General features: G+C 28.9%; 30 protein-coding genes and 1 tRNA gene. 6 read left to right on the forward strand and 25 right to left on the reverse strand.

What is annotated here, in order from left to right; all coding sequences use genetic code 11:
• Positions 1 to 112 precede the first annotated feature (112 nt).
• The 7 genes from ftsX to BN350_RS06780 all read right to left on the reverse strand — a co-directional run bounded on the left by ftsX (position 113) and on the right by BN350_RS06780 (position 5,150).
• A complete protein-coding gene (gene ftsX, locus BN350_RS06750; RefSeq protein ID WP_028042911.1) occupies positions 113 to 1,018 on the reverse strand; it encodes a permease-like cell division protein FtsX in 906 nt (301 codons plus the stop codon).
• The gene (ftsE, locus tag BN350_RS06755; RefSeq protein ID WP_028042912.1) at positions 1,005 to 1,697 is read right to left on the reverse strand and encodes a cell division ATP-binding protein FtsE; all 693 of its coding nucleotides are present in this window, start codon (positions 1,695 to 1,697) and stop codon (positions 1,005 to 1,007) included. Before ftsE ends, ftsX begins: the two co-directional genes overlap by 14 nt.
• A gap of 548 nt (positions 1,698 to 2,245) precedes the next feature.
• Positions 2,246 to 2,692: a VOC family protein gene (locus BN350_RS06760; RefSeq protein ID WP_028042913.1), complete on the reverse strand. Its 447-nt coding sequence runs from the start codon at positions 2,690 to 2,692 to the stop codon at positions 2,246 to 2,248.
• A gap of 47 nt (positions 2,693 to 2,739) precedes the next feature.
• Positions 2,740 to 3,573: a prenyltransferase gene (locus BN350_RS06765; protein ID WP_028042914.1), complete on the reverse strand. Its 834-nt coding sequence runs from the start codon at positions 3,571 to 3,573 to the stop codon at positions 2,740 to 2,742.
• A gap of 278 nt (positions 3,574 to 3,851) precedes the next feature.
• The gene (locus BN350_RS06770; protein ID WP_028042915.1) at positions 3,852 to 4,124 is read right to left on the reverse strand and encodes a DUF1294 domain-containing protein; all 273 of its coding nucleotides are present in this window, start codon (positions 4,122 to 4,124) and stop codon (positions 3,852 to 3,854) included.
• 112 nt (positions 4,125 to 4,236) lie between these two features.
• Positions 4,237 to 4,878: a class I SAM-dependent methyltransferase gene (locus BN350_RS06775; protein ID WP_028042916.1), complete on the reverse strand. Its 642-nt coding sequence runs from the start codon at positions 4,876 to 4,878 to the stop codon at positions 4,237 to 4,239.
• Between the two features lie 2 nt (positions 4,879 to 4,880).
• Entirely contained in the window at positions 4,881 to 5,150 is a 270-nt protein-coding gene (locus BN350_RS06780; protein WP_028042917.1) for a DUF1905 domain-containing protein, read from the reverse strand.
• Positions 5,151 to 5,303: 153 nt separating this feature from the next.
• Here BN350_RS06780 and BN350_RS06785 point away from each other — a divergent pair, with 153 nt between their 5' ends.
• Positions 5,304 to 5,495: a hypothetical protein gene (locus BN350_RS06785; protein ID WP_028042918.1), complete on the forward strand. Its 192-nt coding sequence runs from the start codon at positions 5,304 to 5,306 to the stop codon at positions 5,493 to 5,495.
• Positions 5,496 to 5,589: 94 nt separating this feature from the next.
• Entirely contained in the window at positions 5,590 to 7,422 is a 1,833-nt protein-coding gene (gene asnB / locus BN350_RS06790) for an asparagine synthase (glutamine-hydrolyzing) (RefSeq protein WP_028042919.1), read from the forward strand.
• Here asnB and BN350_RS06795 read toward each other — a convergent pair.
• Positions 7,419 to 8,288 (reverse strand): diacylglycerol/lipid kinase family protein, encoded by an 870-nt coding sequence (locus BN350_RS06795; RefSeq protein WP_028042920.1) that lies wholly within the window; start codon positions 8,286 to 8,288, stop codon positions 7,419 to 7,421. The genes asnB and BN350_RS06795 overlap by 4 nt on opposite strands.
• Positions 8,289 to 8,322: 34 nt before the next feature.
• Complete coding sequence (locus BN350_RS06800; protein WP_028042921.1) at positions 8,323 to 9,252, reverse strand: TRM11 family SAM-dependent methyltransferase; 930 nt, start codon at positions 9,250 to 9,252, stop codon at positions 8,323 to 8,325.
• Positions 9,253 to 9,358: 106 nt separating this feature from the next.
• Here BN350_RS06800 and BN350_RS06805 point away from each other — a divergent pair, with 106 nt between their 5' ends.
• Positions 9,359 to 10,543, forward strand: a complete 1,185-nt coding sequence (locus BN350_RS06805; protein ID WP_231385243.1) for an O-antigen ligase family protein — start codon at positions 9,359 to 9,361, stop codon at positions 10,541 to 10,543.
• 185 nt (positions 10,544 to 10,728) lie between these two features.
• Here the strand turns inward: BN350_RS06805 and BN350_RS20585 are convergent, their stop codons facing one another.
• Together BN350_RS20585 and BN350_RS06815 are read right to left on the reverse strand one after the other, a co-directional pair.
• A complete protein-coding gene (locus BN350_RS20585) occupies positions 10,729 to 10,881 on the reverse strand; it encodes a hypothetical protein (RefSeq protein WP_222704649.1) in 153 nt (50 codons plus the stop codon).
• Positions 10,882 to 11,035: 154 nt separating this feature from the next.
• Positions 11,036 to 11,881 carry an HAD family hydrolase gene (locus BN350_RS06815; RefSeq protein ID WP_028042923.1) on the reverse strand — a complete coding sequence of 282 codons (846 nt, stop codon included), beginning with the start codon at positions 11,879 to 11,881 and terminating at the stop codon, positions 11,036 to 11,038.
• Positions 11,882 to 12,032: 151 nt separating this feature from the next.
• On the opposite strand from BN350_RS06815, the gene BN350_RS06820 reads away from it, so the two are divergent.
• The gene (locus tag BN350_RS06820) at positions 12,033 to 12,461 is read left to right on the forward strand and encodes a Dps family protein (protein ID WP_028042924.1); all 429 of its coding nucleotides are present in this window, start codon (positions 12,033 to 12,035) and stop codon (positions 12,459 to 12,461) included.
• A 33-nt stretch (positions 12,462 to 12,494) separates the two neighbouring features.
• Here the strand turns inward: BN350_RS06820 and BN350_RS06825 are convergent, their stop codons facing one another.
• The 6 genes from BN350_RS06825 to BN350_RS06850 form a co-directional block, all read right to left on the reverse strand.
• A complete protein-coding gene (locus tag BN350_RS06825; protein WP_028042925.1) occupies positions 12,495 to 12,887 on the reverse strand; it encodes a MarR family winged helix-turn-helix transcriptional regulator in 393 nt (130 codons plus the stop codon).
• A gap of 100 nt (positions 12,888 to 12,987) precedes the next feature.
• A tRNA-Thr gene (locus BN350_RS06830) sits at positions 12,988 to 13,064 on the reverse strand.
• Positions 13,065 to 13,128: 64 nt separating this feature from the next.
• A complete protein-coding gene (locus tag BN350_RS06835; protein ID WP_028042926.1) occupies positions 13,129 to 13,428 on the reverse strand; it encodes a PTS sugar transporter subunit IIB in 300 nt (99 codons plus the stop codon).
• A 24-nt stretch (positions 13,429 to 13,452) separates the two neighbouring features.
• Positions 13,453 to 14,772, reverse strand: coding sequence for a PTS sugar transporter subunit IIC (locus BN350_RS06840; protein WP_028042927.1), 1,320 nt, complete (start codon positions 14,770 to 14,772; stop codon positions 13,453 to 13,455).
• Positions 14,773 to 14,776: 4 nt separating this feature from the next.
• Positions 14,777 to 16,171 carry a glycoside hydrolase family 1 protein gene (locus BN350_RS06845; RefSeq protein WP_028042928.1) on the reverse strand — a complete coding sequence of 465 codons (1,395 nt, stop codon included), beginning with the start codon at positions 16,169 to 16,171 and terminating at the stop codon, positions 14,777 to 14,779.
• A complete protein-coding gene (locus tag BN350_RS06850; protein WP_028042929.1) occupies positions 16,171 to 16,488 on the reverse strand; it encodes a PTS sugar transporter subunit IIA in 318 nt (105 codons plus the stop codon). The genes BN350_RS06845 and BN350_RS06850 overlap by 1 nt, the downstream gene beginning before the upstream one ends.
• A 156-nt stretch (positions 16,489 to 16,644) precedes the next feature.
• Here BN350_RS06850 and BN350_RS06855 point away from each other — a divergent pair, with 156 nt between their 5' ends.
• Positions 16,645 to 18,531 (forward strand): BglG family transcription antiterminator, encoded by a 1,887-nt coding sequence (locus tag BN350_RS06855; RefSeq protein WP_028042930.1) that lies wholly within the window; start codon positions 16,645 to 16,647, stop codon positions 18,529 to 18,531.
• A gap of 52 nt (positions 18,532 to 18,583) precedes the next feature.
• Here the strand turns inward: BN350_RS06855 and BN350_RS06860 are convergent, their stop codons facing one another.
• A complete protein-coding gene (locus BN350_RS06860; protein ID WP_028042931.1) occupies positions 18,584 to 19,171 on the reverse strand; it encodes an ECF transporter S component in 588 nt (195 codons plus the stop codon).
• Between the two features lie 118 nt (positions 19,172 to 19,289).
• On the opposite strand from BN350_RS06860, the gene pdxR reads away from it, so the two are divergent.
• Complete coding sequence (pdxR, locus tag BN350_RS06865; RefSeq protein ID WP_028042932.1) at positions 19,290 to 20,669, forward strand: MocR-like pyridoxine biosynthesis transcription factor PdxR; 1,380 nt, start codon at positions 19,290 to 19,292, stop codon at positions 20,667 to 20,669.
• A gap of 29 nt (positions 20,670 to 20,698) precedes the next feature.
• On the opposite strand, the gene BN350_RS06870 is transcribed toward pdxR, so the two are convergent.
• From BN350_RS06870 to BN350_RS06900, 7 genes are all read right to left on the reverse strand, one after another.
• Positions 20,699 to 21,877, reverse strand: a complete 1,179-nt coding sequence (locus tag BN350_RS06870; protein WP_028042933.1) for a hypothetical protein — start codon at positions 21,875 to 21,877, stop codon at positions 20,699 to 20,701.
• Positions 21,878 to 21,932: 55 nt separating this feature from the next.
• A complete protein-coding gene (locus tag BN350_RS06875) occupies positions 21,933 to 23,237 on the reverse strand; it encodes a transglutaminase-like domain-containing protein (RefSeq protein WP_231385244.1) in 1,305 nt (434 codons plus the stop codon).
• Between the two features lie 139 nt (positions 23,238 to 23,376).
• Positions 23,377 to 23,913, reverse strand: a complete 537-nt coding sequence (locus tag BN350_RS06880) for a hypothetical protein (RefSeq protein ID WP_028042935.1) — start codon at positions 23,911 to 23,913, stop codon at positions 23,377 to 23,379.
• A gap of 176 nt (positions 23,914 to 24,089) precedes the next feature.
• Positions 24,090 to 24,458, reverse strand: a complete 369-nt coding sequence (locus BN350_RS06885; protein ID WP_028042936.1) for a hypothetical protein — start codon at positions 24,456 to 24,458, stop codon at positions 24,090 to 24,092.
• A gap of 5 nt (positions 24,459 to 24,463) precedes the next feature.
• Entirely contained in the window at positions 24,464 to 24,967 is a 504-nt protein-coding gene (locus tag BN350_RS06890) for a LytTR family DNA-binding domain-containing protein (RefSeq protein ID WP_028042937.1), read from the reverse strand.
• On the reverse strand, positions 24,964 to 25,293 hold the full coding sequence (locus tag BN350_RS06895) for a hypothetical protein (RefSeq protein ID WP_028042938.1): 330 nt from the start codon (positions 25,291 to 25,293) through the stop codon (positions 24,964 to 24,966). Before BN350_RS06895 ends, BN350_RS06890 begins: the two co-directional genes overlap by 4 nt.
• Positions 25,294 to 25,383: 90 nt before the next feature.
• The gene (locus tag BN350_RS06900; RefSeq protein WP_028042939.1) at positions 25,384 to 26,136 is read right to left on the reverse strand and encodes a hypothetical protein; all 753 of its coding nucleotides are present in this window, start codon (positions 26,134 to 26,136) and stop codon (positions 25,384 to 25,386) included.
• Positions 26,137 to 26,147: the final 11 nt, after the last annotated feature.

Here is a 26,147-nt window from a genome sequence, read left to right on the forward strand (position 1 = left end):
GAAGGTTAAAAGATAAAATCCTTTAACCCATTTACTATCAATATAATATTTTACTTCCTCAAGACTATCCTTATTAATAATCATTGAGAGGAATATTTTTCATTGCATTTTTTTAAAATTTCAAGAATTTTCTTACAGAAACAAAACTTCCTATTAAACCTACACCACTACCTAAAGCAACTAACAATCCTGAACATTGCCAAATAAATGGAAAAGGTTCTCTTAATGACAACATCGCTGGTAAAATTCCAACTGCACCTTCATATACCATACTATAACCAAAATAAACAATAAGAATAGGAATAATTGAACCTAATACACCAATAAATATTCCTTCTAACATATATGGTAAACGAATATACCAATTACTTGCCCCAACCATACGCATAATACTGATTTCTGTTTGTCTGGATGTAATTGTAATCTTGATTGTATTCGCAATCATGAACAATGCCACAACAGTTAATCCCACAACAAATACAGCGCCACCATTTCTTACTGTTTCTAGTGTATTGACAAGCGAATTCGTAGATGAACCACCTGAATTTACTTCATTCACATGTTCTAACACATTAATTTGTTCTGTTATCTTATCAATCTGTTTTGCATCTTCCACTTCAACAATATAAGCTGCACCTAAAGGATTGTTCTTGCGATATGTTTCGAATATTTCTTTGCCATCTTCTTTTTGTGACTCTATAATTTTATCTAATTCCTGATCTTTTGTAGAAAAAGTCACCTTTTTCACTCCACTAATCTTTTCAATTGTTGGCTGTAATTTCTTCGCATCAGCATCTTTTAATTCACGATCCATCTTGACATAAATCGTTAAACTATCCTCAATGCTATAAGTCATATCCTGAATATTGATTGCAACAACACTAATAACCGCAATCAATACTAATGTAATCGTTACTGCAAATATTGATGAAACAGACATCACACCATTTCTCCAAATATTCTGAAACGCTGTTTTACAATGCTTAGGAAAGTTTTTAATACAACTAATTAACTCCATCCGTATAACCTCCTGAACTTGTATCTGTTTTAATACATCCATCCTCTATTAAAATTGTTCTCTTTTTATATTTTTGAACAATTTCTTTATCATGTGTTACAACTAAAATTGTTGTATGATTCACTTCATTAATTCTTTCTAATAATTCAATAATTTCTACAGATGTATCTGGATCTAAATTTCCTGTTGGTTCATCAGCAATAAGAACTTTTGGATTATTAACGATTGCTCTTGCAATCGCAACACGTTGCTGTTGACCACCAGATAACTCATGAGGAAAAGCATTGGCTTTATCTTCTAATCCTACAAGTTCTAATGTTCTTCTCACTTTTTTTCTAATTTCTACTTTTGGTGTATCAGTCACTTCCAATGTAAAAGCAATATTTTCAAAGACTGTTTTCTTAGGTAGTAACCTAAAGTTTTGAAAAACAACACCAATATTTCTTCTAAAATAAGGAACCTTACGATCCTTAATCTTTGAAACATCCTGTCCAGCAACAATCACCTTTCCTGATGTTGGTTTTTCTTCTCTATATAATAACTTAATAAAAGTAGATTTTCCTGCTCCTGTTGGTCCAATAACATAAACAAATTCACCTGGACCTATATTAACATTCATATTGTTAACAGCTCTTACGCCCGTCTTATAAACTTTTGTAACATTTTCAAGTTTTATCATCTTATCACGCTCCTTGCTCCATTATAACACATATTTTGTCTAAAAAAATGGAAATTATAGGTTTTTTGATGTGATAAAGAAATATTTTATGATGATTATTTTCTTAACCTTAAATATAACTGTATTTAACAAGAAAAGGAATAGTTTCATCATTCCATCAATTTATTATCTCAATAGTCCACTTCCAGTCGGTTTCTTGCCCTCTGGATGACGTTATAGCTTATACAAATCTATATTCTTGCCTGTAAATCTACTCATCTGCTTCTTCTATAACACTAATTTATCCTCATGATAATTCTAACGTTTACTATGACCATGTATCTAACTCTCATAGACATAGCAATAATCATCATTACTGTCATATCACATTTTCAAATACATATTAATTGCAAATGTGACTTCTTATCTTGTTAGACACTCTTTTTAATAGTTGCATTTCTCTTTGTTTTTTATATTACTTTCTATAATATAGATAAAAAGATATCATGCTTCAATGCATCATATCTTATATATAAAAATTGATAGAGTGATTCTCTTTTTTAGTCTATTTATTTCTTAGGAAAATAATGCTGACGTGCAAAAGAAACGATTTCATATTCTATTCCTTCACTATCTTTAAAGAAAAAAGCATAGTAATCTGAACAATATTCAAGGTAATATTGTGGTTTATGTACAATTGTTGCATCAATTCCTTTAACTTGTTCATATATTGAATCTACCTCATCTTGATTCTTCGCTTGAAAAGCCAAATGATGTAATGAGCCTGCTCTTCGACGACTTCGTTTATCATCAACATATTCTTTTCGTTGACTGACAATTCCAATTGATAAGCACCTATGATGATATTCAATAATTTCATAATCATGTTCTGGTACACTACCAAATTCTTTGAGTGATATATCAAAACCTAAAATAGGCAACAATTCATCATAAAATTTTTCTGCCCGTTTTAGATCAGAAACAGTTATATGAATGTGATCAATAATCGGTAACATCATAACTCAGCTCCATTTCTATCAGTTATATATAACTACTAACACTTTTAAGACTGTAAATCAATACGCTGACATATTTCTTGATAACGTTTGGTAGCAAGAAAACTTGGTTGAGCTTTTTGACAAAAAGATAATTTTGCCAGTTTTGGAACAACTCGTTCAACAATGATTTGACTATCAACTAGTTTTGATTGCAATGTTGTAAATGCTTCTTTAAATCTGGAATCATTTTTAGCATAATCATAGAAAGACAATACATATACATAATAAAATAAATTATAACCTCGCATAGGATATTCTATCTGATTAAATAATTTTCCAATCCCATAATGACAAGGACTAATTGGTTTTTTCATTGTCCAATGTTGTAACAAAAAATCAACTGCCTTTTCTAAGCTTACATTTTGGTTATACTTATTTGTATAACGAAAAGCATCTAAAACTGTTAAAGTTGTATAAGGTGTTGAAAATTCAGTTTCTGGTCCTCTACCAAAACTATATTTATGACACTTCCAACCTCCATCATCTGCCTGTATATCTAAAAAATATTGAAATGTCTTGCTGATTCTTTGGTCAGCAACATATCCCATTGAACACAGTGTTTTCAGAGCCAAGGCAGTGTGACAAGGATAAATTCCTCCAGTTGGAGATGTTTTGAAACGTCCATCCATTCTCCATGTACTGAAGATAAGGTCAGCACTTTGCTGAAAGACATCATGTTCTAATGGAACTCCTAATTCTAATAAGTAATTAATACATTCCAGTGTTGTGAACGGTGCTCCTTTTAATAATTTTTTATCATTTGTTGCCCATAAATCGGCCCCATTATCATAACGATGTGATAAAATTTGTTCAATATCTTTTACAAAATTATTGTTCATACACTTCTCTCCTTAAGATATTTACCATTAACAACTCTGTGTGATAGCGACACAAACAAAAGGTACATACATTGCAAATAAAGATAATCTTTCCCAAAGACCCTCATAAGCTATTATTGTATTTTGAAATCTTGTTTTATCACCCATAATATAACAAGCAAAAAAGAATAATGCTCTAAAAAAGTCAATGAAACATAATCAACTTCCTATCATGCCATGACCATTCTTATGACGCATAATATTATCTTCCTACCATTGTTTTTCATCTTTTAAAGTTTTCATAACTTTCTTCCTGATAAAACAACTATTAAGATAACCATTTGAATGACTAAAATAAATGGAATTCCCCATACAAAATACCAGTGCTTACTCTTATGATGAAAAAAGTACATTCCTATCCATGTTCCTATACTCCCACCCATAAGACTCACAAAGAAAAAGTATTTTTCAGCAATTCGCCAAGCATGTCGTTTAGCTTTCAATTTATCTATTCCCATAATGATAAAACCAATAAAATTAATAATAACAAGATAAATAAATACCCATTTCATATCATTATCTCCTTATATTAAATATACATTATTTCATTGCGTGTTCCAATAGATTCTTTTTTGAACAAGAGTTCATTGGATAGATCTGCACTAACACTACATTCGAATGATTTTATATTCGATCAAATAATGTGTTCTGTTTGACGAAATCTAATCTTAATAATTGCTTGCCATCTGGTAACAATGTTACTTCTTTTAAAGTATGTTCATAATGTATATCTTTCATATGTTGGATAAGTTGTATTTCTTCGAGTTGATGATGCACTTCATCTAAATGCTCAAAAACATGTGTAAATGGAGAATTAGATACAAATTCTTCATTGGGGTTGATTTGAATGACACATGAAACAAATTGTGGTGAAATGTTTTGCAGCACCCTTTGGAAACATGTGTAGCCGATATACTCAATCAGCAAATTAGCAACTACCAAATCAACATGTGGTAATTGATAGCCTTCACTACACAAATCAGTACAGATGCATTCTAATATCGTCTCTAACTGGTCATAGCGTTGTTGACATTGTACAAGATAATCTTGATTAATATCCACTCCATAAACCTTATGAACCTGATCTGGTGAAATATGCTCTAAACCATTTCCACCTGCAACACCTAATATCATAAGGGTTTCAATAGAATATTGAGAAAATTGTTTTTTCATGATTTTATTTAATTCTGATAACTGTTGAACAGTCTCTAGTTGCATATGATTCTCATAGTCATCAAGTGAAATATCTTGCCATGGATTCTTCATATCTATGTTCTCTCCTGAATTGCCACATGAACACAATCACCTAGCTGTTTATGAATTCTTGCTCGAATATCTTTATGTAAGCCAATGATGTGTTCTGACATTTTCTTACGTACCAAACGCCCCTGATAAGTAATACCATTAAAAGCAGCATTAACTTTAACGCGGCCTTTTTTTAATTCTTGACGGATATCATAAGGGAACTCTATATATGCTCCATCTCTATCATCTACTTTTTGAATAATAACATCAAATTCATAAACTTTTGAATTCATCCTCATTCACCTTTTTTCTTATTATTCACATTTTACTATTATAATTACATATGCGCAACCGAAATCATTTTCTTAAAATATTTTTGATATTATTATTTTGTTATTTGTTTTGAAGCATATTTTTTGTATAATAATAGATAAGAGGTGATGAAGGTGAGAAAGTGTCCAAGATGTCATAAAGAAATGAAAGAAGACTGTTATTTAAAGGATGAGGCACAGCCTATTAGTGATTACACAATTATTGAAAAGGATGAAGATTATAAGAAGAAGAATCATCCCTTAAAAGTTGCTATTTGTAATACCTGTGGCTATGTAGAATTCTATGTTGATGTTAATGAGGATTAAATTCCTCTTTTCATTTATTTTTAAGTTTTTATCATCTTTTTTACAACTTATCTCAAAAAAATGTTATAATGCTTTCGCAAAGGATGTGATATAAATGTGTGGAATCGTAGGATTCGCTCCAGTAAGTGAAAATGCCCCTGATATGTTAAAGAAAATGATGGATCGTATTGCACATAGAGGACCTGATGGTGAAGGTCAATACGTTGATGATTATGTTGCTTTAGGACATCGTCGTTTATCTATTATTGATTTAGCAGGTGGTACTCAGCCAATGAAAACCAATCATTTAGTGGTGGTGTTTAATGGTGAAATATATAATTATTTAGAATTAAAGAAAGATTTAGAAGCAAAAGGACATCATTTTCAAACTCATAGTGATACGGAAGTTCTTTTACATGGTTATGAAGAATACCATTATGATATTGTGAATTATTTAAGAGGAATGTTTGCTTTTGCACTTTATGATACAACAACACATGAATTATTTTGTGCAAGAGATCATTTTGGTATTAAACCTTTCTATTATTACTATGATCAAAAACATTTTTTATTTGCGAGTGAAATTAAAGGGTTTTTAGATCATCCTGATTTTAAGAAAGAATTAAATAAAGATGTTTTAGATATTTATTTAAAAATGAATTTTGTAGCAGGAGAAGAGACATTCTTTAAGAATGTGAAACAATTGCTGCCTGGACATTATGTTGTTTACAAAGATCAAAATATTGATATCAAGAGATATTATTCTATTCAATTTAAAGATCAATATAAGTCTGATCAGGAAATGATTGAAATGATTGATCAAATTATGAAAGATTCTGTAAAACATCATTTGATTGCTGATGTTGAAGTTGGATCATTTTTAAGTAGCGGTATTGATTCGTCATATCTTGTTTCGTTGGCTAGACCTCAGCATACTTATACAGTAGGATATAATGACGAGAGATATAATGAAATTGGTTATGCTAAAGATTTAACACAACAGTTAGGTATTGAAAATAAGAGTAAAATTATTTCTAAAGAAGAATATTTAAATATTTTACCACAAATTATGTATCATCTTGATGAACCAACCGCAGATCCAGCTGCTGTGGCATTATATTTTGTTAGTGAACTAGCAAGTAAAGATGTTAAGGTTGTTTTATCTGGTGAAGGTGCTGATGAATTCTTTGGTGGATATAATACATATCGTGGTGATATTGATAGTGGAATCTATGGTAAAATTCCATTTGCTATTCGTCATTTTATATCTCGAATCTGCAAACATTTACCAACTATCAAAGGTATTCCTTTCCTCATTAGAAATGGTGAACGTATAGAAGATTATTATGTTGGTGTTAATCCTGTATTCTCTCAAAATGATTGTAAACATCTTTTAAGAGATACGACCCATCTACATTCACATCAGGATATTGTTGCTCCATTATTTAAAAATTTAAAGAAAGCAACAAATATTCAGAAGCGTCAAAATGTAGATTTACAAACATGGTTTATCAAAGATATTCTTCAAAAAGGTGATAAGATGACAATGGCTCATTCTATCGAAAGTCGTGTTCCTTTTACTGATAGAGAAGTTTTTGATGTAGCAAGTTGCTTAAAAGACAACCAAAAAGTGACAAAAGAAAATACCAAGGTTTTATTAAGAGAAGCTGCTAGAAAAGTTATCCCTAATGAAGCCTATAAGAAAAAGAAACTAGGCTTTCCTGTACCATTAAGAGAATGGATGAGAGAAGAGGATCTTTATCAAAAAGTTTATGAAGGTTTACAAACACCTATCATTAAAGAATTATTTGATGATCAAAAACTTATTTCTATGTTAGAAGACCATAAGAATCAAAAACATGATTATTATAAGAAGATTTGGACTGTCTATTGTTTTTCTTTATGGCATCAAGTTTTCTTTAGTGAAGAATACAAAAAGCAAGCCTAGGCTTGCTTTTCATTATAATCAACAATATGAAGACATTGTGGAATAATGGTAAAGTGATAATGATCATTATACATTTCTTCACCATCTACATTACAGCTATCTTTACAAATAATTTGAACATTTTTTACTCGAAAATAATGAACGTCTTTCCGTCCATCTAATTTATGACGTACAAGTCTTTCCACCATATAAGGAATCTTCCACTTAGGAATAGCATCGACAACACAAATATCCATGTATCCATCACTAATATCAGCATGTGGAATAATCTGAAATCCACCACCATAATATTGAGCATTATTGATTGTACATAGAATCATTTCTCCTCGATATAAAAGTCGCTCATCAGTATAAATTTTCACATAGTGATTTTGATATTGAAAAGTATTCTGCAAAATAGAAACAATATAACTTTTAGATTCTGGTACAAAAGGAATGTGAGGTGTATCATGAACATGATTTGCAATAACGCTATCCAATCCAAAACATGCTGCATTAATATAATATGTATCATTTAATTGAATGGCATCAATCTTTTTTGCTGGTAAAGTTAATGATTTTTTCAAAAGAATTTCAGGATTCTTGATAGGTGTTAGTGTCCGACAAAAATCATTTCCTGTTCCCAAAGGTAAAATAACGACCTCATGATTTGTATAAACAAGTTTTTGGATAAGTCCATGAATTGTGCCATCACCACCAACAATATAAAAACGTGCTTTATCACGACAATTCTCTATATATTTTTGACTATCTCGCAATGAATTACGGTAAACAACTTCATAATCTTTATCTTTCATAACATCATGTATAATTTGTTCAAAATCATGATGTTTTTTCGTATATTTCATCATAAAAATATGTTTCATATTGTTCACCTCTCTTGTATTATATCGAAAACTCTTATTTTTGAATAGCCTTTGTTATATATCTTATAAAATTTCCTTTTTGAATTGTTGCCTGGTCAACAATTTGATATCCTAATTTCTCTAAGTCCTTATTCATATCAATATGACTAACTAACACAAGCATTGGTGCTAAATCCAATGTTCCTTCTAACAAAGATAATTGTTGCTGGTACGTAAAAGGACTATATACACCATAAGGTATGTCTAAAATAATGACATCATATCTTTTTGTTAATGTTCGCATATCTTTTCTTTGAATAATATGGGCATCATAACCAAAATGCTCTAAATTTAATCTTGCCTGATAAGCTACATCTCTGTTTATATCAAACCCTTCTATATCAATTCCCATACTCAATGCTTCCAGAACAACTGTTCCTATCCCACAGCAAGGATCAACCACCTTTAGTTTGAGATCATTCCCCACTGCAATATTCACCAAAGTCCTAGCATCTCTTATATTTAAAGAATGAGAATATGAGTGAGGTTTTTCATAATTTTGACTCCAAACTGTTTGATTATGATAGATGCCAAAATACCATGTTTCTTTTATTTTTGTTATTGCAAAAATAGTTTGAGGATTTTGCATATTCACTGAACCATCAATTGGAAATGCTATATCACGACATCTCTGTAGTGATTCCTGATAATCCACATGTGTAATTTCATTTTTTAAATAAATCACTTTAAAATCATAATAACACATGTGATTACTTTCTATGAAATGAATAATATCATCAAAAGATTTTGAAGATTTTATAATATCTAATCTTCCTTTAATAAAGACGCTTCTTGTGTAATCAAAGTATTGATTTGTTAAATAATATTTAGATAGCATGTTATCGTGAAAAATATATTTAAACTCCATCTCACATATTGCCTGTTCATTTGGTGAATAATTATAAAAATATAGGTATTTTTTCATTGTTTTCCTCTTTCTGTTTCTTACATTTTTGTTATGTTTGTTTTTTATAGTATACATAAATTATGAAATGTTGTAAAATGAAGTTACATTTTGGGAGGTGGTCCTTGTGTTTGGAATAGATTATTTAAAAAAACATTTCACTCATAACCAAAGATATATCATTGTAGCAATACTATCTCTGTTCCTACCATTTTATATGTGTGGAGCTGTTGTTATATTTTTGACAATTCGTTTATTAATGAAAGGTGAGATTCAAGAAGCATATCGTAATACACCTAAGAGTCAGTATATTCTTTATTTTTGTGGATTAAGTTTTGTTGTTTCACTTTTTTACCAGAATTATTATGGAGCAGTTTGTTCTATTGGTATTTTAGCTATATTATCTTTTGTTTTATATTATCGTCAACACATTAGTCCTAAGTTATTTGAATTTATGACAAATTGTATTATTGTGTTAAGCTTATTTGCTGCATTATATGGTTTGATTGAGTACATTGGCATTTTAAATAAATTTGATATAGATCAGTTAGAAATTATCATCTTCAATAGACCTCAAGATCGTATTAATTCTGTATTCTTTAATGCAAATTACTATGCAATGATGATAGAATTCTTTGTTTGTTTGGCTTTTTATAAAATATTAAAAATAGATAATATAAAAATAGAATGGAAAAAATGTTTATATTACATATGTGTTATTGTGATTAATCTTTTTATGTTAGTTTTAACAGCTTGTCGTACAGCTTGGCCTGCCATTGCTGGTGGAATCCTCATCATGCTTATTATTGATAAGCGCTATAAGACTTGTGCATTTATTTTTAGTGGTGTATTACTTGTTTGTTTCTATTTTCTATTAAATCCTTCAAAATTCCCACGTGTAGATAATATTGTTGCTTACTTTATGACACGTCAGAATATTTGGGAAGTTGCTATTGCAAATATTAAATCGCATCCATTATTTGGTGAAGGACCTATGACTTATATGCATATTTATCCTCTCTATCATGGGCACCCTACAGAACATGCTCATAGTATTTATTTAGATCCATTATTATGCTTTGGAGTTATTGGTATTTTAACTATTTTACCATTTATATGGGAAAATATAAAAAGATTATATATTTTATGGAAAAAGAAAATTGATAAGACATTAGTGGCTTTGGTCGTTGCTTTTACTGTTATGATTTTTATTCATGGTGTCTTAGATTATACAATCTTTTTTGTCCAAACTGGATTCTTATATTTATTAATTGCTAGTTCATTTGATGTTTACAAAGAGAGCCTTGACTAAGTCAGGCTCTCTTTACAATAACATTAATTAAAAAAATAAAAACTCTTGGTATCATATAGTATATTTTATATAAGATCAAAAATAATATGTTCTTAAAACTATCCTGCTTGATACTCCACTTCACAATTTCATTATAATGTAAAGATGTTAAGCTTTTTTTATTCCTATAGGCTCCCTTTTTTCCATTATATTATATATAACATAAGTATTTTTCTTAGAGCATCAATATCTGTTTCATCAGTAAGATGAATTTCACCAAAATCTAATATACCACTATCATCAAGTTCATCATACTCTTTTTTAGATATAGCATAATAAAATATTTTTCTTGCAACCATTAAGTCATCCCATATGTTCATTTGTTCATAACCAATAGTTAAAGAATACGCTCTAGTATCTAGACTATCTTGATTTTTACTTCTATGTAAAACATCAATAAATCAAACAAATTCAATGTGTCCTTTCATTGATAGTTCACAAATCATGATTATCTTATGAAATAAACAATCCAATTCTTTTAAATTCATGATATATCCCATCATCTGAAACACTTTCACATATCTTATTTGCATACTGTTTCAATTCATTTGTTCCATTTTCCATAACAACACTATGTTCACAAACCTGAATCATTTCATAATCATTCATACTATCCCCAAAAGCAATCGTATCTTTTAAAGACAAGCCTAATTTATTAACAACAAATTCTACTGCTTTTCCTTTATTTGTTCCTTTAACAATAATTTCGCCATTAATCACATCTGTAGAAAAAATTTCATGAACTATAAAATTAAATCGATCAGCAAGAATTTTTCTTGGTTCTTCTAGGCATTTTTCATCATGACACATAAAACACAGTTTTTGAACTGGAATAGGATTTCGATCAAATTCATCTAGACTATGAATATTAAAACGATCTTTTTGTTCATTTAACAATCGTTGTAATTCAGAATTCATTTTGTCATTAGCCATTTGATGTTTGATAAATTCATGATTCATCTCATCATCCTGAAAAGTCATTTCCGTTGTTTCAAGATTATACATAAGATTATTTTTATCAAAAACATCTCTTGCCAATGTAAGATCTTCGTCACTTAAACATGATTCATATACTTTTTCTCCATTTATTTCAATATAACCACCAGCACTACAAATGATACCATCAAAGCCTATTGGCATTAATGAACGAACACCTGCTTTATTTCTTCCAGTACATAAAAAAACATAATGTCCATTTTCCCTTGCCTGCTGAATTGCATATTTCACTTTATCTGATACATCTCCAGTTGGTAATGTCAATGTTCCATCAACATCTAAAAATATAATTTTTCTATCCATCTTATCACCTCCTCATTAGTATAATAGAAATTTATAAGAAAAGATAGTTTCTTTCAATTTATGAACGAAAAGTGCATATGTATAGACAGTTTCATTATTATAAGATATAATAGCACTATAGTTAGCAAACGCTAACCAAGGAGGAAATGTTATGGAAAAACAATTAAATCATTTATTAGCTGACTTTGCTGTTGAATATCATAAATTACAAAACTATCATTGGTATATTAAAGGAAAAGACTTCTTTAATGTCCATGCAAAACTTGAAGAATACTATAATTATATAAATGGTGGTATTGATGATATTGCTGAGAAAATTTTGATGATAGGTGGTAAGCCTATTGCATCAATGAGTGAATTTATTGAATACAGCCAAATTAAAGAAGCACAAGATGAAGCAATATCTTCACATGAAATCTATCAATCAATTCTCTTAGATTTTCAAATTTTATTAGACAGTGTTAAAAAGATAAAAAGCTTTGCTGATGAAAGCGATGAATATTTGATTTCTTCAGCAATGGATTCATACATCGAAGAATTCAGCAAATCAATTTGGATGATCAAACAAGTCATTCAATAATAAAGAAACAGTACTGAGTGTACTGTTTTTTTATTATATTTCATAACTTTCTATCAATTTATCTAAAATTTCTACAATTTCATGATATTCATCAGAACTCATGTCTTTTGTTAATTCCTCGTTACTCTTTTTAATAACACGCTTAATTTGAGGATATATCTTCTTTGTATACTCTGTTAAATATAATTTGTTATCATTGAATTCAATATAATTTCTTTTGACCAAATGATCCAAAACATGCTGAATAAGTCTAGGATCTATTTTTGTTTCACCCATTATCTCATCAATAGACATTCCTTCAGCGTAATGCAATGCCATAACAATCTGATAATCATCATGTGTTAAATGATACTCTTTCAATAAATTATTAATTCGCTTTCTTCTTAAAGAATATAAAATGGCTATTCTTTTTTCAATTCTATCCATTTTTATCACCCACCCTATTATAACGATACTACATGAATTGAATATTAAGCAATTAAAAATATATTATAAAACCTTGTTTTTCACAAGGTATTTTATCTTCTGGTGCCGACAACAGGGATTGAACCTGCAACCTGACCATTACGAGTGGCCTGCTCTACCAATTAGAGCTATGTCGGCATGAATACATTATAACGCAAAAAGGAATAGATTTCCACTATTCCTTTTATCTGTTAATATGATTTTACATACACTTATCTTTTATCTTATTCCAAACATTCTCTGCACGCATTAAACCAAAATCCTGTATATCAATACAATATACATATGCTTTATTTTCAAACGTCTTTCTTAAATCATCTTCTGCAAAACGAATTTGTGGTCCTAATAAAACAACATCTACATCTTCATTAAATGTATCAATTTCTGATATAGGCATTGCTGTTATTTCTGCTTCAATACCATCTTTTTGTGCACATTCTTGCAATTTAACTTGCATAATTCCTGTGCTCATTCCTGCATTACAAACTAATATGATTTTCATTTTGGTTACCTCTTTCTTTTTTTATTATACATTTATTTCTTCAGTAATTTCTCCAGCCTCTTCCAATAATTTTTGTTTTTCAAATACTTTTAAAAATGGTAAATAAATTAATAGATCTATAACAATAAGCAATACACCTAAAACTGCTGCTCGCCAATCTAATGTTGACAAAAAGTGTGAAATAATAGGTGGCATATTCCAACTTGGATCAATAAAGCTTTTATTAACAAGCCCAAAATCCATACATATCCAAGTGATAATACCATTAAGTGTTTGAGCAGAAATCCATGGAATAATAAATATTGGATTAAGAACAATTGGTAATCCGAAAATGATTGGCTCATTAATACCAAATAAACCAGGTATTAAAGATAACTTACCAATTGTTTTAATTTGCTTAGACTTACTTCTTAGCATTAATAACAATAAGCCAAATGTTGCTCCTGAGCCACCGATAACCATAAAATTCCACCAAAACATATCTGTAAAAATATGTGGTAAATTTGCTGGCAATGTTCCTGCTGAATAAGCTGCTGCATTAGCAATATAATTTGCAGAAGTTAGCGGATCTAACAAACTTGTAATAGCTGAATTATGAATTCCGAACCACCAAACAATTTGTGTTAAAATAGAAGAAAATACCATTCCAAAAATATTATCAACAGCTGCTACAATTGGTGAAAATATACCTAAAATAATTTGTGGAAAAATTAATCCAGTTGTTGTTCTAATGACAATACATAAAATTGTTGCACAAGCAGAAATAAATAACACTGGGAATAATGAACCAATTGAATTTTTTAATACTGGTGGAACAGTATCAGGTAAATTAATTTGTCCAAATTTCTTCTTGTTCAAAAAACGATAAGCTTCTGTAACTGCTATTCCAATAACTAAAGCTGCAAATAATCCTTCTCCACCCCAATAAGCACTATCAAATCCTTCATCACCTGTTAATGTCGTACACAAAACAAAGAAGCAAGATAATGATAATATTGGAACAATCAATGATTTAATTTTATATATTCTTGCAAGATTATAAGATATAGCAAATGATACCCATAATCCAAGACTATATAAACATGTCCAACTTAATATAGTTATAGGTTCTCCATAGTTTTCTAAAAATATAGCCCAAGATTTAAAGAATCCATACATAGCATCCGTTTCAGCCATAAGTGTATAATCTCTAATTGGTGTTCCTATAATAATACAAACACTTCCAATCATCATAATAGGTATTAAAAGCATAAATGTTTGCTGCATTGCTGATATATATTTATTTCTTTGTAATTTATTAGCTATTGGAAGTAATTTTGCTTCAATCCAATTTGTTGAACTCATACTTTCACTCTCCTTTAAGATCATTTTCAATTAACTTCTTATACCAATAATAACTTTTTTTAGGTATACGCTTATTTCCATTATTAAAATCAATATAAACAAGACCATATCTTTTCTTATATCCATTGACCCAACTATAAAGATCCATAGTTGACCACATGTAATAGCCTTGCACATTACAACCTTCCTCACGTGCTTTTAACATCCACTTTATAAATTCACCTACAATTTCAATTCTTTCCTTATCATCAACCTGACCATCAATTAGTTCATCATAGCACCCATGACCATTCTCTGTTATAAACACAGGAATATTATCATACTCTCTCTTAATGGTCATAAGTTCGTCATACATACAACGCGGATAAATTTCACGTCCCCACTGATTCACTTTTACATGAGGATCATATGCCGTTTCATACCAACCTTTGATAACTTCTCCTTCCAATATTTTTCCACTACCTTTATTATTAAGATGAACATTTGTTTCACCACCAGAATATGGCTTAACATATGTACGACAATAAAGATTAATGCCTAAAAAATCCACTGTTCCATTTCTAAAATGAATTTTATCTTCCTCTTTTACAAAAGATAAATCTATTTGACTTTCTCTCAATTTATAAAACAAATCATCTGGAAAATAACCACGAATACATGTATCAGTTACCCATAAATTATTAAAGAGATCAGCATTTCTTGCTGCAATTTGATTTGCTTCGTCAGTTCCTTTTGTTTCTACATTACCACTAGCATGAACCAGTCCAATTTTCCCAATATAATCTCCTTTTCTAAACTCTTCAATGACTCTCGCACTACCAAGCATAAGATGATACCCTGCTTTAGCATAACGTTGAAAATCACATACATTCGGTGGATAATTGCCAGCTCCATAACAACAATGAGTATAAAATCCAGGTTCATTAACTGTAACCCACAAAGGGACTCGATCCCCAAACGCTTCAAAACAAATTTTAGCATAATTAACAAATTCATCAATTGTTCTTCTATTTTCCCATCCACCTATTTTGTATAAATGCAGTGGTAAATCATAATGCCATAATGTCACATTTGGTACAATATGTCTTTCAATACAAGCATTGATGAGTTGATTATAAAAATCTAGACCTTTTTGATTAACTTTACCTGTTTCATCTGGAATAATTCTTGTCCATGCAATAGAAAAACGATATGTATTTTGGTGACTTTCTTTCATTAAATCTAGATCTTCAATAAAACGATGATAATGATCACAACTGATATCTCCATCTACATGATTGATATTAAATGGTGAATGATGTGAAAAATCATCCCATTGGCTTTCACCTTTTCCATCTTCATTCCATGCACCTTCACATTGATATGATGCTGTTGCACTTCCCCATAAAAATTTTTCCATTATTTTCTCCTTTCATCATATAATTGAATAAATTCTTTTGCAACTCTCTCAAACATAATTGTAGTCATCAAATGATCTTGCGCATGTACAAGAATAATACTAAATTCAATATTTTCATTTCTTGCCTCAGCAGTTAGGAGTTCTCGTTGCGAATTATGTGCCTTAGTTAGTTTGGAATTCCCGATTTTTATTTCATTGTTAGCATGCTCAATTTCACCTAATCTTGCTAAGTCAATAGACTTATAATAATGATCAAATGCCTCTCCTGAATAGGCAATAAGTTGAAATGCTATACTTTGTATTTCTTCTTTTCCCATTTATATTAATCTCCTTTCCTTTTTACATTTTCATTGTATAAATTTCTAACTGACAATACAAATTGATTTTTGCATAACGTTACGAAATAATATCTTTGATTTTATTTGATTATTGTTACATAATAATAATGAAAGAAACTACAAAGGATGATACTCATGGAATATACAAATAGACAAAAGAAAATTATATCTCTATTAAGTAATGAAGATACTTATGTAACCGGGAAAATGCTGAGTATTTTACTTGATGTTTCTATACGCACTATTCAATCGGAAATTGCATTAATCAATCAACATTCACAATTAATTTTAGCAACTAAAAAAGGATACACTATCCATCCTAACAAGAAAGATGATCTATCTATTATAGATATTCATCAAAATAAGGATCATACTATTTTAAAACAATTGATATTTTTTAACGAACCACTTCAGATAGATGAGTTTGCTGAATCATTATATATGAGTACATCTTCTCTAGAAAAAAGATTAAAAGATTTCCAATCCATATTAGAACAATATAATTTGTCTATCAATCGTAATAAGTCATATATTTCAATCATTGGTAAAGAATTAGATAAAAGAAAATTTATTAATTATTTAATTTTTGAGGAAACTGGTCCTGCTTTCAATAATTTAGATAATATTTCTTCCTATTTTAAAGGCATTAATATTTCAAAAGTTCGCTCTATTATTTTGAATACACTTAATAAATATGGATATTATGTTGAAAATAATTATATCTCAAATTTATTAATTAATATTATTATTGCCTTATATCGCATGAGAGATGATTCTTATATCGAATATATCCAAAATGATTCTGTTCATATAGCTATGCCAGAATATCATATAGCAGAAGATATTTGCAACCAATATTCTAATCACTGGAATATTAATCCAACAATCAATGACATCAAATATATTGCTATTATATTATGGGGTCAGATTAAACCAATTAATCATTCCATATCTTCAAATAATCCAACATCCGAAATCATGACAACAGAATTCATTCATGAAATGGATGAAATACTTTTTAGTGTATTTAGTTATTATATGTTAAACATTGATTTCTCAAACTTCTTATATAACTTTGCATTACATATAGATGCTCTTATTAAAAGAGCAAGTAATTGCCAAATTGCTCACAATGATATTTTTGATAGCATTAAAAGAAATTGTCCATTTATTTATGATGTTGCTGTACATATTGCAAAAAAGATATCTGATAAATATCATATTTCTATTGGTGATGAAGAAATCGGTTATATCAGTATTCATATCGGTTTCTTAATTGAAACACATAATACACTCCATGAAAAAATGAAAATACTCCTTATTTGTGATGATTATTATCATATAACTGAAAAAATGATTAACAATATTATGAAGGATCATGCCGATGATATTATTATTCAATCAACAAAATCTAATATTTCTGCATATGAACTCGACGATAAGATTGATTTTATTATTACAACTAAAAATCTTTCTTTTATAGGAAAGAAAACAATTCACATATCCCCATTTTATACACAAGAAGACTATATAAAAATTAACGATGCTGTGAATAAATGTATTATCGAAAGAGAAAAAAGAAATCAAAATGAAATGTTGCGTTCCTATTTTCATCAAGATTTATTTTTCCATACAAATAATTATTCGACAAAAAAAGATGCTATACGGTTTATGGGTCAAAAAATTATAGATTTTGGTTTAGCTAAGGAAGGATTTATTGAATCTGTTTTTAAAAGAGAAGAGATGTCTTCAACATGTTTTTTTGATACTTTTGCAATTCCACATGCAATTGAATTGAATGCAAAACAAACTATGTTCTGTGTTTTAATAAGTACAAATGGTATTATATGGGATGATAAGAAAATACATATTATACTTATGATTGCTGTACAACAAAAAGATCGAAAAAAATTTATGAAGATTTATGAAAGTATTATTAAAACACTTTGGGATAAAGAAAAAGTTTTTCATTTGATAAAAGCAGAATCATTAAACGAATTTATCAAACGCTTAGAAAGATAGAGTATTTTAGGCAAAAAAGATTTCATTTTTTAAAATGAAATCTTTTTTTACACTACTCTTTAGGTGCTAATTTTCTTAATATGCCATTGCTTCTTAAACGTGGTGCTATAGCTATATAAATTGTTGAGGAAATGATTACTGCCAATATAGCATTAATTCCTGTTGTAATAGCATTCCATGATGCAAGTGCTTTGGCTGCTTTAGCTGGTGCTCCTAGTATAAATGATGTATAGAAATATGAGAATATCGGTTCTCCTATAACATTAAACAGCATACCTGCAATAGTAGATAAAATAACTGCCTTATATAAACTCTTTCCTTCTTTTTGTTGAATATGAAAAACCTTGTGTGCGACTAATCCAGTAACAATCCCAATTCCAAGTTTCAAAATAATTGTTTTTGGTGCGACAACAACGTATGTTGGATCAAGCAAATCCCCAATTCCCATACCAATCGCTCCTGCAACACCTCCAGGTAATCCTCCTAATAGTAATGCAGCTAATACACAAAATGTATTTCCTAAGTGAAATGATGTTGCCCCTCCTGGTGTTGGAATTTTAATCTGCATAAATGTAAATGCAACATAGCATAATGCTGCCATTAACCCCACAATAACAATTTTTAATATTTTATTATTCATCTGTTTTACCCCCTCTTGTTATAAAACAAGTATATATTTATTGTGGTTATATGAAAATATCCAGTTTTATATTTTTTTATAAGACCAGATTTGATATAATTATTTATGAGGTGATATAATGTTAACATATTCTTTTCCTAATGATAGTCATTTAACTATGTATGAATATCTTTATCAATGTATTAAAGAAGATATTATTCATTTAAAATTAACCCCCCATGAAAAACTTCCTTCTAAAAGAGCATTCGCTAAAAATCAAAATGTCAGTTTAATTACTATTGAAAATGCATATAATCAATTATTAATTGAAGGATATATCTATTCTATTGAAAAAAAAGGATACTTTGTAAGTGAAATTCAATATCCAAATATACCAACAAAAAAGGCTGTTAAACTTCCCCAAGAAATAAAAAAAGCATATCTTATTGATTTAAAAACAAACTCAGTCTCTCCTAAACATTTTCCATTCTCAACATGGTCAAAACTTACAAGACAAGTTCTTTCATCACAAGATTCTGAATTGCTGACAAGACCACCGCAGCAAGGATGCCTCGCATTAAGAGAAACTATCTGTAAACATCTTTATGCTTTTTCTGGTATGAATGTTCTTCCCCAACAAATTATTATTGGGGCTGGTACTGAATACTTATATAATCTTGTTATTCAATTATTAGGACGTCAACTCATTTATGCATTAGAAAACCCAGGGCATCATAGTATATCTAAAGTTTATCAACTTAATGATATATCCTATCAATATATTCCTTTAGATAAAGATGGACTCAATATTAAGGAACTCAAAAAAAGTCAGGCACATGTTGTTCATATATCTCCTGCTCATCATTATCCTACAGGAATTACAATGCCAATCAAACGACGATTAGAAATATTGAAATGGGCTAATGATCATCAAAATTATATTATTGAAGATGATTATGATAGTGAATTTCGCTTAAGAGGTAAACCTATCTCCACTCTCTATCAAATAGATCAAAATGAACGCGTTATTTATATGAATACCTTTTCTAAAACCTTAGCCCCTTCTTTTCGTATAAGTTATATGGTTCTTCCTCCTCATCTCGTACAAAGATTTCAGGAAAAATTACATTTTTATGCTTGCAGTGTATCAAGTTTTGAACAAATTATTCTTGCAGAATTTATGCAACAGGGATATTTTGAAAAACATATTAATCGTATGCGCAATTCTTATAAATTGATTCGTGATGATTTCTTATCACAACTTCATGCTAGTCCTATTGCTCACCAAATCCGTATTACTGAAGAGAATGCAGGACTTCATTTTCTACTTCATTATACATCTCCCTTTCATGATAATGAGATTGTTCAACAAGCTGCTGCAATTGGATTACATATTTCTACTCTTTCTCAATTTTATGATATTCCTTATGACTCACATACAATCGTTGTCAATTATTCTGGTCTTGCTTTTCATCAGATACCAGTTGCTATTGAACTCTTAAATCGTTTATTTACATAAAAATCAAAAAAAAGACGAGTAAAGTTTTCTTATCGTAGACTTTCTCTTCCTTTTACTTTTTTTATAGAATAACCTATTTTTGCATTTCCATTTGTATAACTTCTATAAAATTTTGTAATTATTCTTTGTGCTATCGTATGAACATCTGCTTCATTATCACAATTTATTAATATTAAAAACTGCAACTCATTAACTCGTGTAAATGAATCGGATGAACGTATTGTTTTATAAATACATTTCTTTAATTTCTGCATGATTTTAAATTGCATATTTTCTGGAAATGTTTCTAAAGTTAACATAATAAGATAATAAGGTAAGTGATAACGTATCTGATCTCTTAATGCTTTCTCAAATATATATTTAAATACATCAAATTCACAAAAAAAGGCACTTCTCTGTTGTTTGTCTACAAGTAATTCATTATATATTTCATTTATTGTATTTGTTATTTTATTATGCAACATTAATTGATGATGAAGTTCCCTAAATTCTTGACTCATACACATAGGATAGTTTTCTGAAAAATTTTTAATTGTTGTTTCATAATATTCTTTTGCCTCTAAAAAGTTTGCTTGTTCAATCAAAGCATGAAAATGATAATAATAAGCCTTTTCATATTCTGGCACAAATATCGAAACACGATTTGTTATTTGTACAACTGCATGATACTCTCCATGTTCAAAAAAATAATTACATAATAGTTCTATATAGTATAAATAAATTCTTTTGTAAAAATTGTTAATATATAATGCCCATTGAATTCTAGAAGTTTGATAAATCTGTCCTTGATATAACTGTACTAGTCGTATTGCATATGATACACTCTCTTGATTCATAACCTGATGTTTTAACATTTGATGAATAGTCGTGAATTCTTCACAATCAATTTGATACGAATATTCAGGATTTAATACATATCCATTTGATACAGTTATAATAAAATCTAGTTTTTCAAACTCTGGAATTTCTTTAAGCTTGGCACGTAATCTATGAACAGAATATTTTAATGCACTTTTAGGATTTTTATGTTTCTTCCAGATAACATCAATAATTAAATCATTTGAAGAAACATGATGTCTATAATATATTAACATTTCAAATAAAATAAGCAATTGTTTACCTAGATAATCAGATAATACAACTTCATGTTCTTCATAAGTTACTATTAATCTAGAAAATAGTGATATTTTTATAGTTTTGTTATCCAAATATTTACCTCCTTTTTATATAAAACAAATAGAAAACTGTATGTTAGATACAGTCTTAGACTTCCTTAACTTCTATAATCATTTGTTTCATTTCATAATGATCTTGAGGTATACATTCATCAATATATTCTACCTCACCTGTCTGATGATCATAAGGGTCCCTTCTTAGATATGTTTTAGACGGTACAAGATCACCTTGGAATTCACATGCACTTGGTATTCTAAAAGGTTCTAAGTTACCAAAATAGAAATCTCTACGCAATTTCGAATGATGTCGATACGCACTTCCTCCAAATGAACAGTCAGCATATAACCATCCATATGGTGCAATATAAAATCTAGCCCAATCATGGTTTCCAATTTCATATGGTGTCGCATACAATCCCGCTTGCCATGTTGCAGGAATACCAGCAATACGACACATTGTTATAAAAAGAATAGCCTGCACACCACAATCACCTTTGAGCCCAGCAGCAACATATTCTGGTATTAAAGGTAAAGTTACGTATTGTCTGACAAATGAGTACATAACATGACTTGTGATATAATCATAAATCTTTTTCGCTTTAATAAGTGGATTTTTTTCTTTACCAATGATGTCATTGACCAAAGACTTTAAATATGGAGAAAAAACAATATGTGGCGCCTTTTCTTCTAAACAACAATCTGGATGTTCTTCTGTTACGATATGAGGATCTAATTGATGATAATATGAATGATTAATAAACTCATATTCTACACTAAACTCCTGATCAGGCTCTAAACAAGTTTCAAAATATACACTACGATGTTCAGCTTGGTGATCATTAATAACTTGAGCGTCTGGCATCGTACGAATAATGTGAAACTGTTCTACTTGTGCATATTCTTTAGGAATAGGCAACCAAACGCGAATCACCTTGCCTATTTTTTCATATTCCTTTTTTATTTTTAATGATACTTTCACATGAATCTTATAAGAAAGTTCACCTTGTAATTCCATTTTAGTAATCACTTCATCCAACAATTCATAATTTTGATAATTCACTTTTTCCTTATTTCTTAAAGCATAAGCATTTCTCGTTTTAATAAGATTCTCATAAAAATCATTTTTAAACTTCATTTCACCTTCTATAAACAAAAACTCAAAAGCTCCATCTTTAAATAATTCATCAAATTCATCATCTTGGAAATCAATAATCTTTTCTTTTAAAATACCAATTGCCTCAGCTTTAGAATAAATAAACTCTCTTTTCAAATCATCTAAAATATTTTTTTCTAATATTAACCTTTTCTTTAACAAGGCAGGAATATCTTTTTTAATTCGTAAATCAATCATTTCTTTCATCAAATCAAATTGACCATTCCATTTTAATTTCATTAAATCTTCTGGCAAAGGTATGCTCAATGTTTCAATATTCATCTTATAAGTTGAGAAACTCTCAACTCTTCCCTCCTTTTTATATTGTCTTTAATAGAGCCTTTCTAAATGAATAGTCCCTGTCAATATTATAACATGATTATCCTACAATCATAACATAAACTGTATCTTTTAACGGATTGCTAGAACTTTTTCTAATCATCTTATTAATATACTGAAAAAATTCACTATAACATTCCATATATATCTTCCCATCATTCAAATAATTAATACCCTCAGAATATATTTCTAAATCATAAGCCAAATAATCTGATTTCATAACATCAAAATTCATATAATGAAAATAATTCAATTCTTCATTTCTAAACATATCCAAAATAATTTCTTCATCTATATTCTTGATTTGATCAAGTTCTGCTCTAATCTGTTCACCACAGAACAAATGGAAAGACTGTTCATACAAAAAATCATATAAATATTTTTCTAATATTCCTTTCTTTAATAGAAAACCTACATATTCCTCATTTTCATAAATATCATACAAATCCATACAAAACGTTTCTTCTAGTCTATCTTTAATTTCTCTAACAGAATATTCTTTACAGCCAAAATAAAATTTTCCAGTCTTTCTAGCTATAATTTTTGTTGCAATTGTAATATAGACATATTGTCCCATATCATTCTCCTCTCTATAGAAAAAGGTAAGAATCTTAAATGATCCTTACCTCATTAACAATCAAGAAAATCTGGTTTATTCCAGTCAACGTCAGGTCTTCCATCCTGTAACTTTTCTTTCATGCTCAAAGTCTCTTTTCTTATTTATTATACACAATATGATTGCATAAAGCAATATTATTTATTTTTATATTCTTTTTGATATTTTTTTAATGCTAATTGTATTGTTGATAGATGCCAAGTTTCTTTCATTAAAATCATAATCAAATATCCAAAAAGTATACAATGAAACATTGAATCACCTAAGTAAATAATTGCGCCTCCGATTATCATTATTCCTATCATCATATAAACATAATAATGTGCATATTGAATAACCCATTGATCAAAACATTCTAGAAATATAGTTATAATGAATGCATATATCAAGCATATAGCCATAACTGAAAAATCAAAAGATGCATAATTCCCATTCAATACAAACAAACGTATTATTCCCATAACAAGAAAATGTGTTAAAAGACGAATCCCTAATTTTTCTAACAATGTGATCACCTCATTCCAATCTTCTTTTTAAATGCCTTAACATACTTACGACTCAATGTTAATTTAACCTTTGATTTCATATAAAGTCCATATTTCATATTCGCTTCTACTTGTAAATAATCAATATAACATAGATTAACAATCATTGATTTACTAATTCTTATCAATGAAGTTCCCTCAAATAAATCTTCTAATTCATATAATTTATATTCACTTAAGTATTCTTCATCCATAGTATGTAAATAACATTCTTTTGACATACCTTCAATATAGACGATCTTTTGGATAGATAAAATATATTTACGCTCATGTTGATACCCAACTAACATCTGTTTTGCTTTCAATCTTTCCAAGTACTGAATTAATTGATCTAAATGTTGATAATCAAAGTGATATCCTATCCCTTCATATGTTTCTCCATGTTCTATAAGTACAATATTAAGATTCCGATATGACTTTAATTTCTCCCTTAACTCATTTTTATGATTCAAACGACATATAATTTTCATTTTTCTACCAGCCTTATTGTTTTAGATACAAAAGGGATATCATTTTCAAAGATAGCTATATGAAGATAAAAACATTGTGCATCTGTTAGATAATAATGTGAATACTGTTCATTAAAAATATATTTATTGTGTTTATGAGTCATTTCAGTTGATGAAAAAATAACAATATAGGGTTCTTCTAATGTTTCACTATGTGATAAGAGAATCAATTCATTGTCTAAAAGTTTATCTTTTAATGCAATATAAGGAAGTTTCATAATAAATCCATGATCAACTAACATTTCTTCTACTGATATATCTTGATCCTGATAATAATATTCTTTCATTCTAGGTCGTCCATCTTCCAGCTTAACTGTATATTCCTGAATGAGATTCTTTTGTTGATTATACAAATATATATCAATTGAAATACGATCTCAATATGCATATATATCTTCTGTATGAAATGATTGATAATCTGTCTTGATAAGATAAAATCCCTCTTTTTGACCATTATATGCAAAAAGTTCCTTATGATACTCTTTATTTAATTGAGAATATTGCTCTGCTATAGTATAGTTATTCTCTCCAACATTCATAATAACTCTACAAGACTCTGTTTGTTCATAAATAGAATCATTAATCCAAATAGATGGTAAACGATATTCCCATTCATTTCCAAATATTTTCTTTCGGTCATAAATCCATTGTCCTTCTATAATGACTTCATTAGCAATTTCTCCATACCATATATACTCATTATAAGATGCTTTCTCTAAAGTTTCTACAAAAGGTTTTTCTAATCCTATAAGTAACCCTATACAGATAAACATTAATATAAGAATTTTATATTGCGCATATTTCTTTATAGGAATAACTTTATCACTCTCATATTGCTCAGTCAGTTCTTTATTATATTTATATAAATAATAACTAATCATATAACATATAATCACTTTTATTATGAGTAGAAAACCTAAAAATGGAATTTGAACTTCAATAACATTTTGTATTCCATTTAATTTATGTAACAATAAAATACATGTTATAACAAAATAAACAAACCAAAAAATTTTCATTAAAAGAAATGTTTTTTTATCTTTTATAAGTTGATTAATGCTATAAAACAAACAAGCATAAAAACTCATACACAAGATGACATCTATGAAAGTGACTATATTTTGATTCATAATTGGTATCT

The sequence above is a fragment of the Candidatus Stoquefichus massiliensis AP9 genome, from assembly GCF_000455285.1.
GTDB lineage: Bacteria > Bacillota_I > Bacilli_A > Erysipelotrichales > Coprobacillaceae > Stoquefichus > Stoquefichus massiliensis.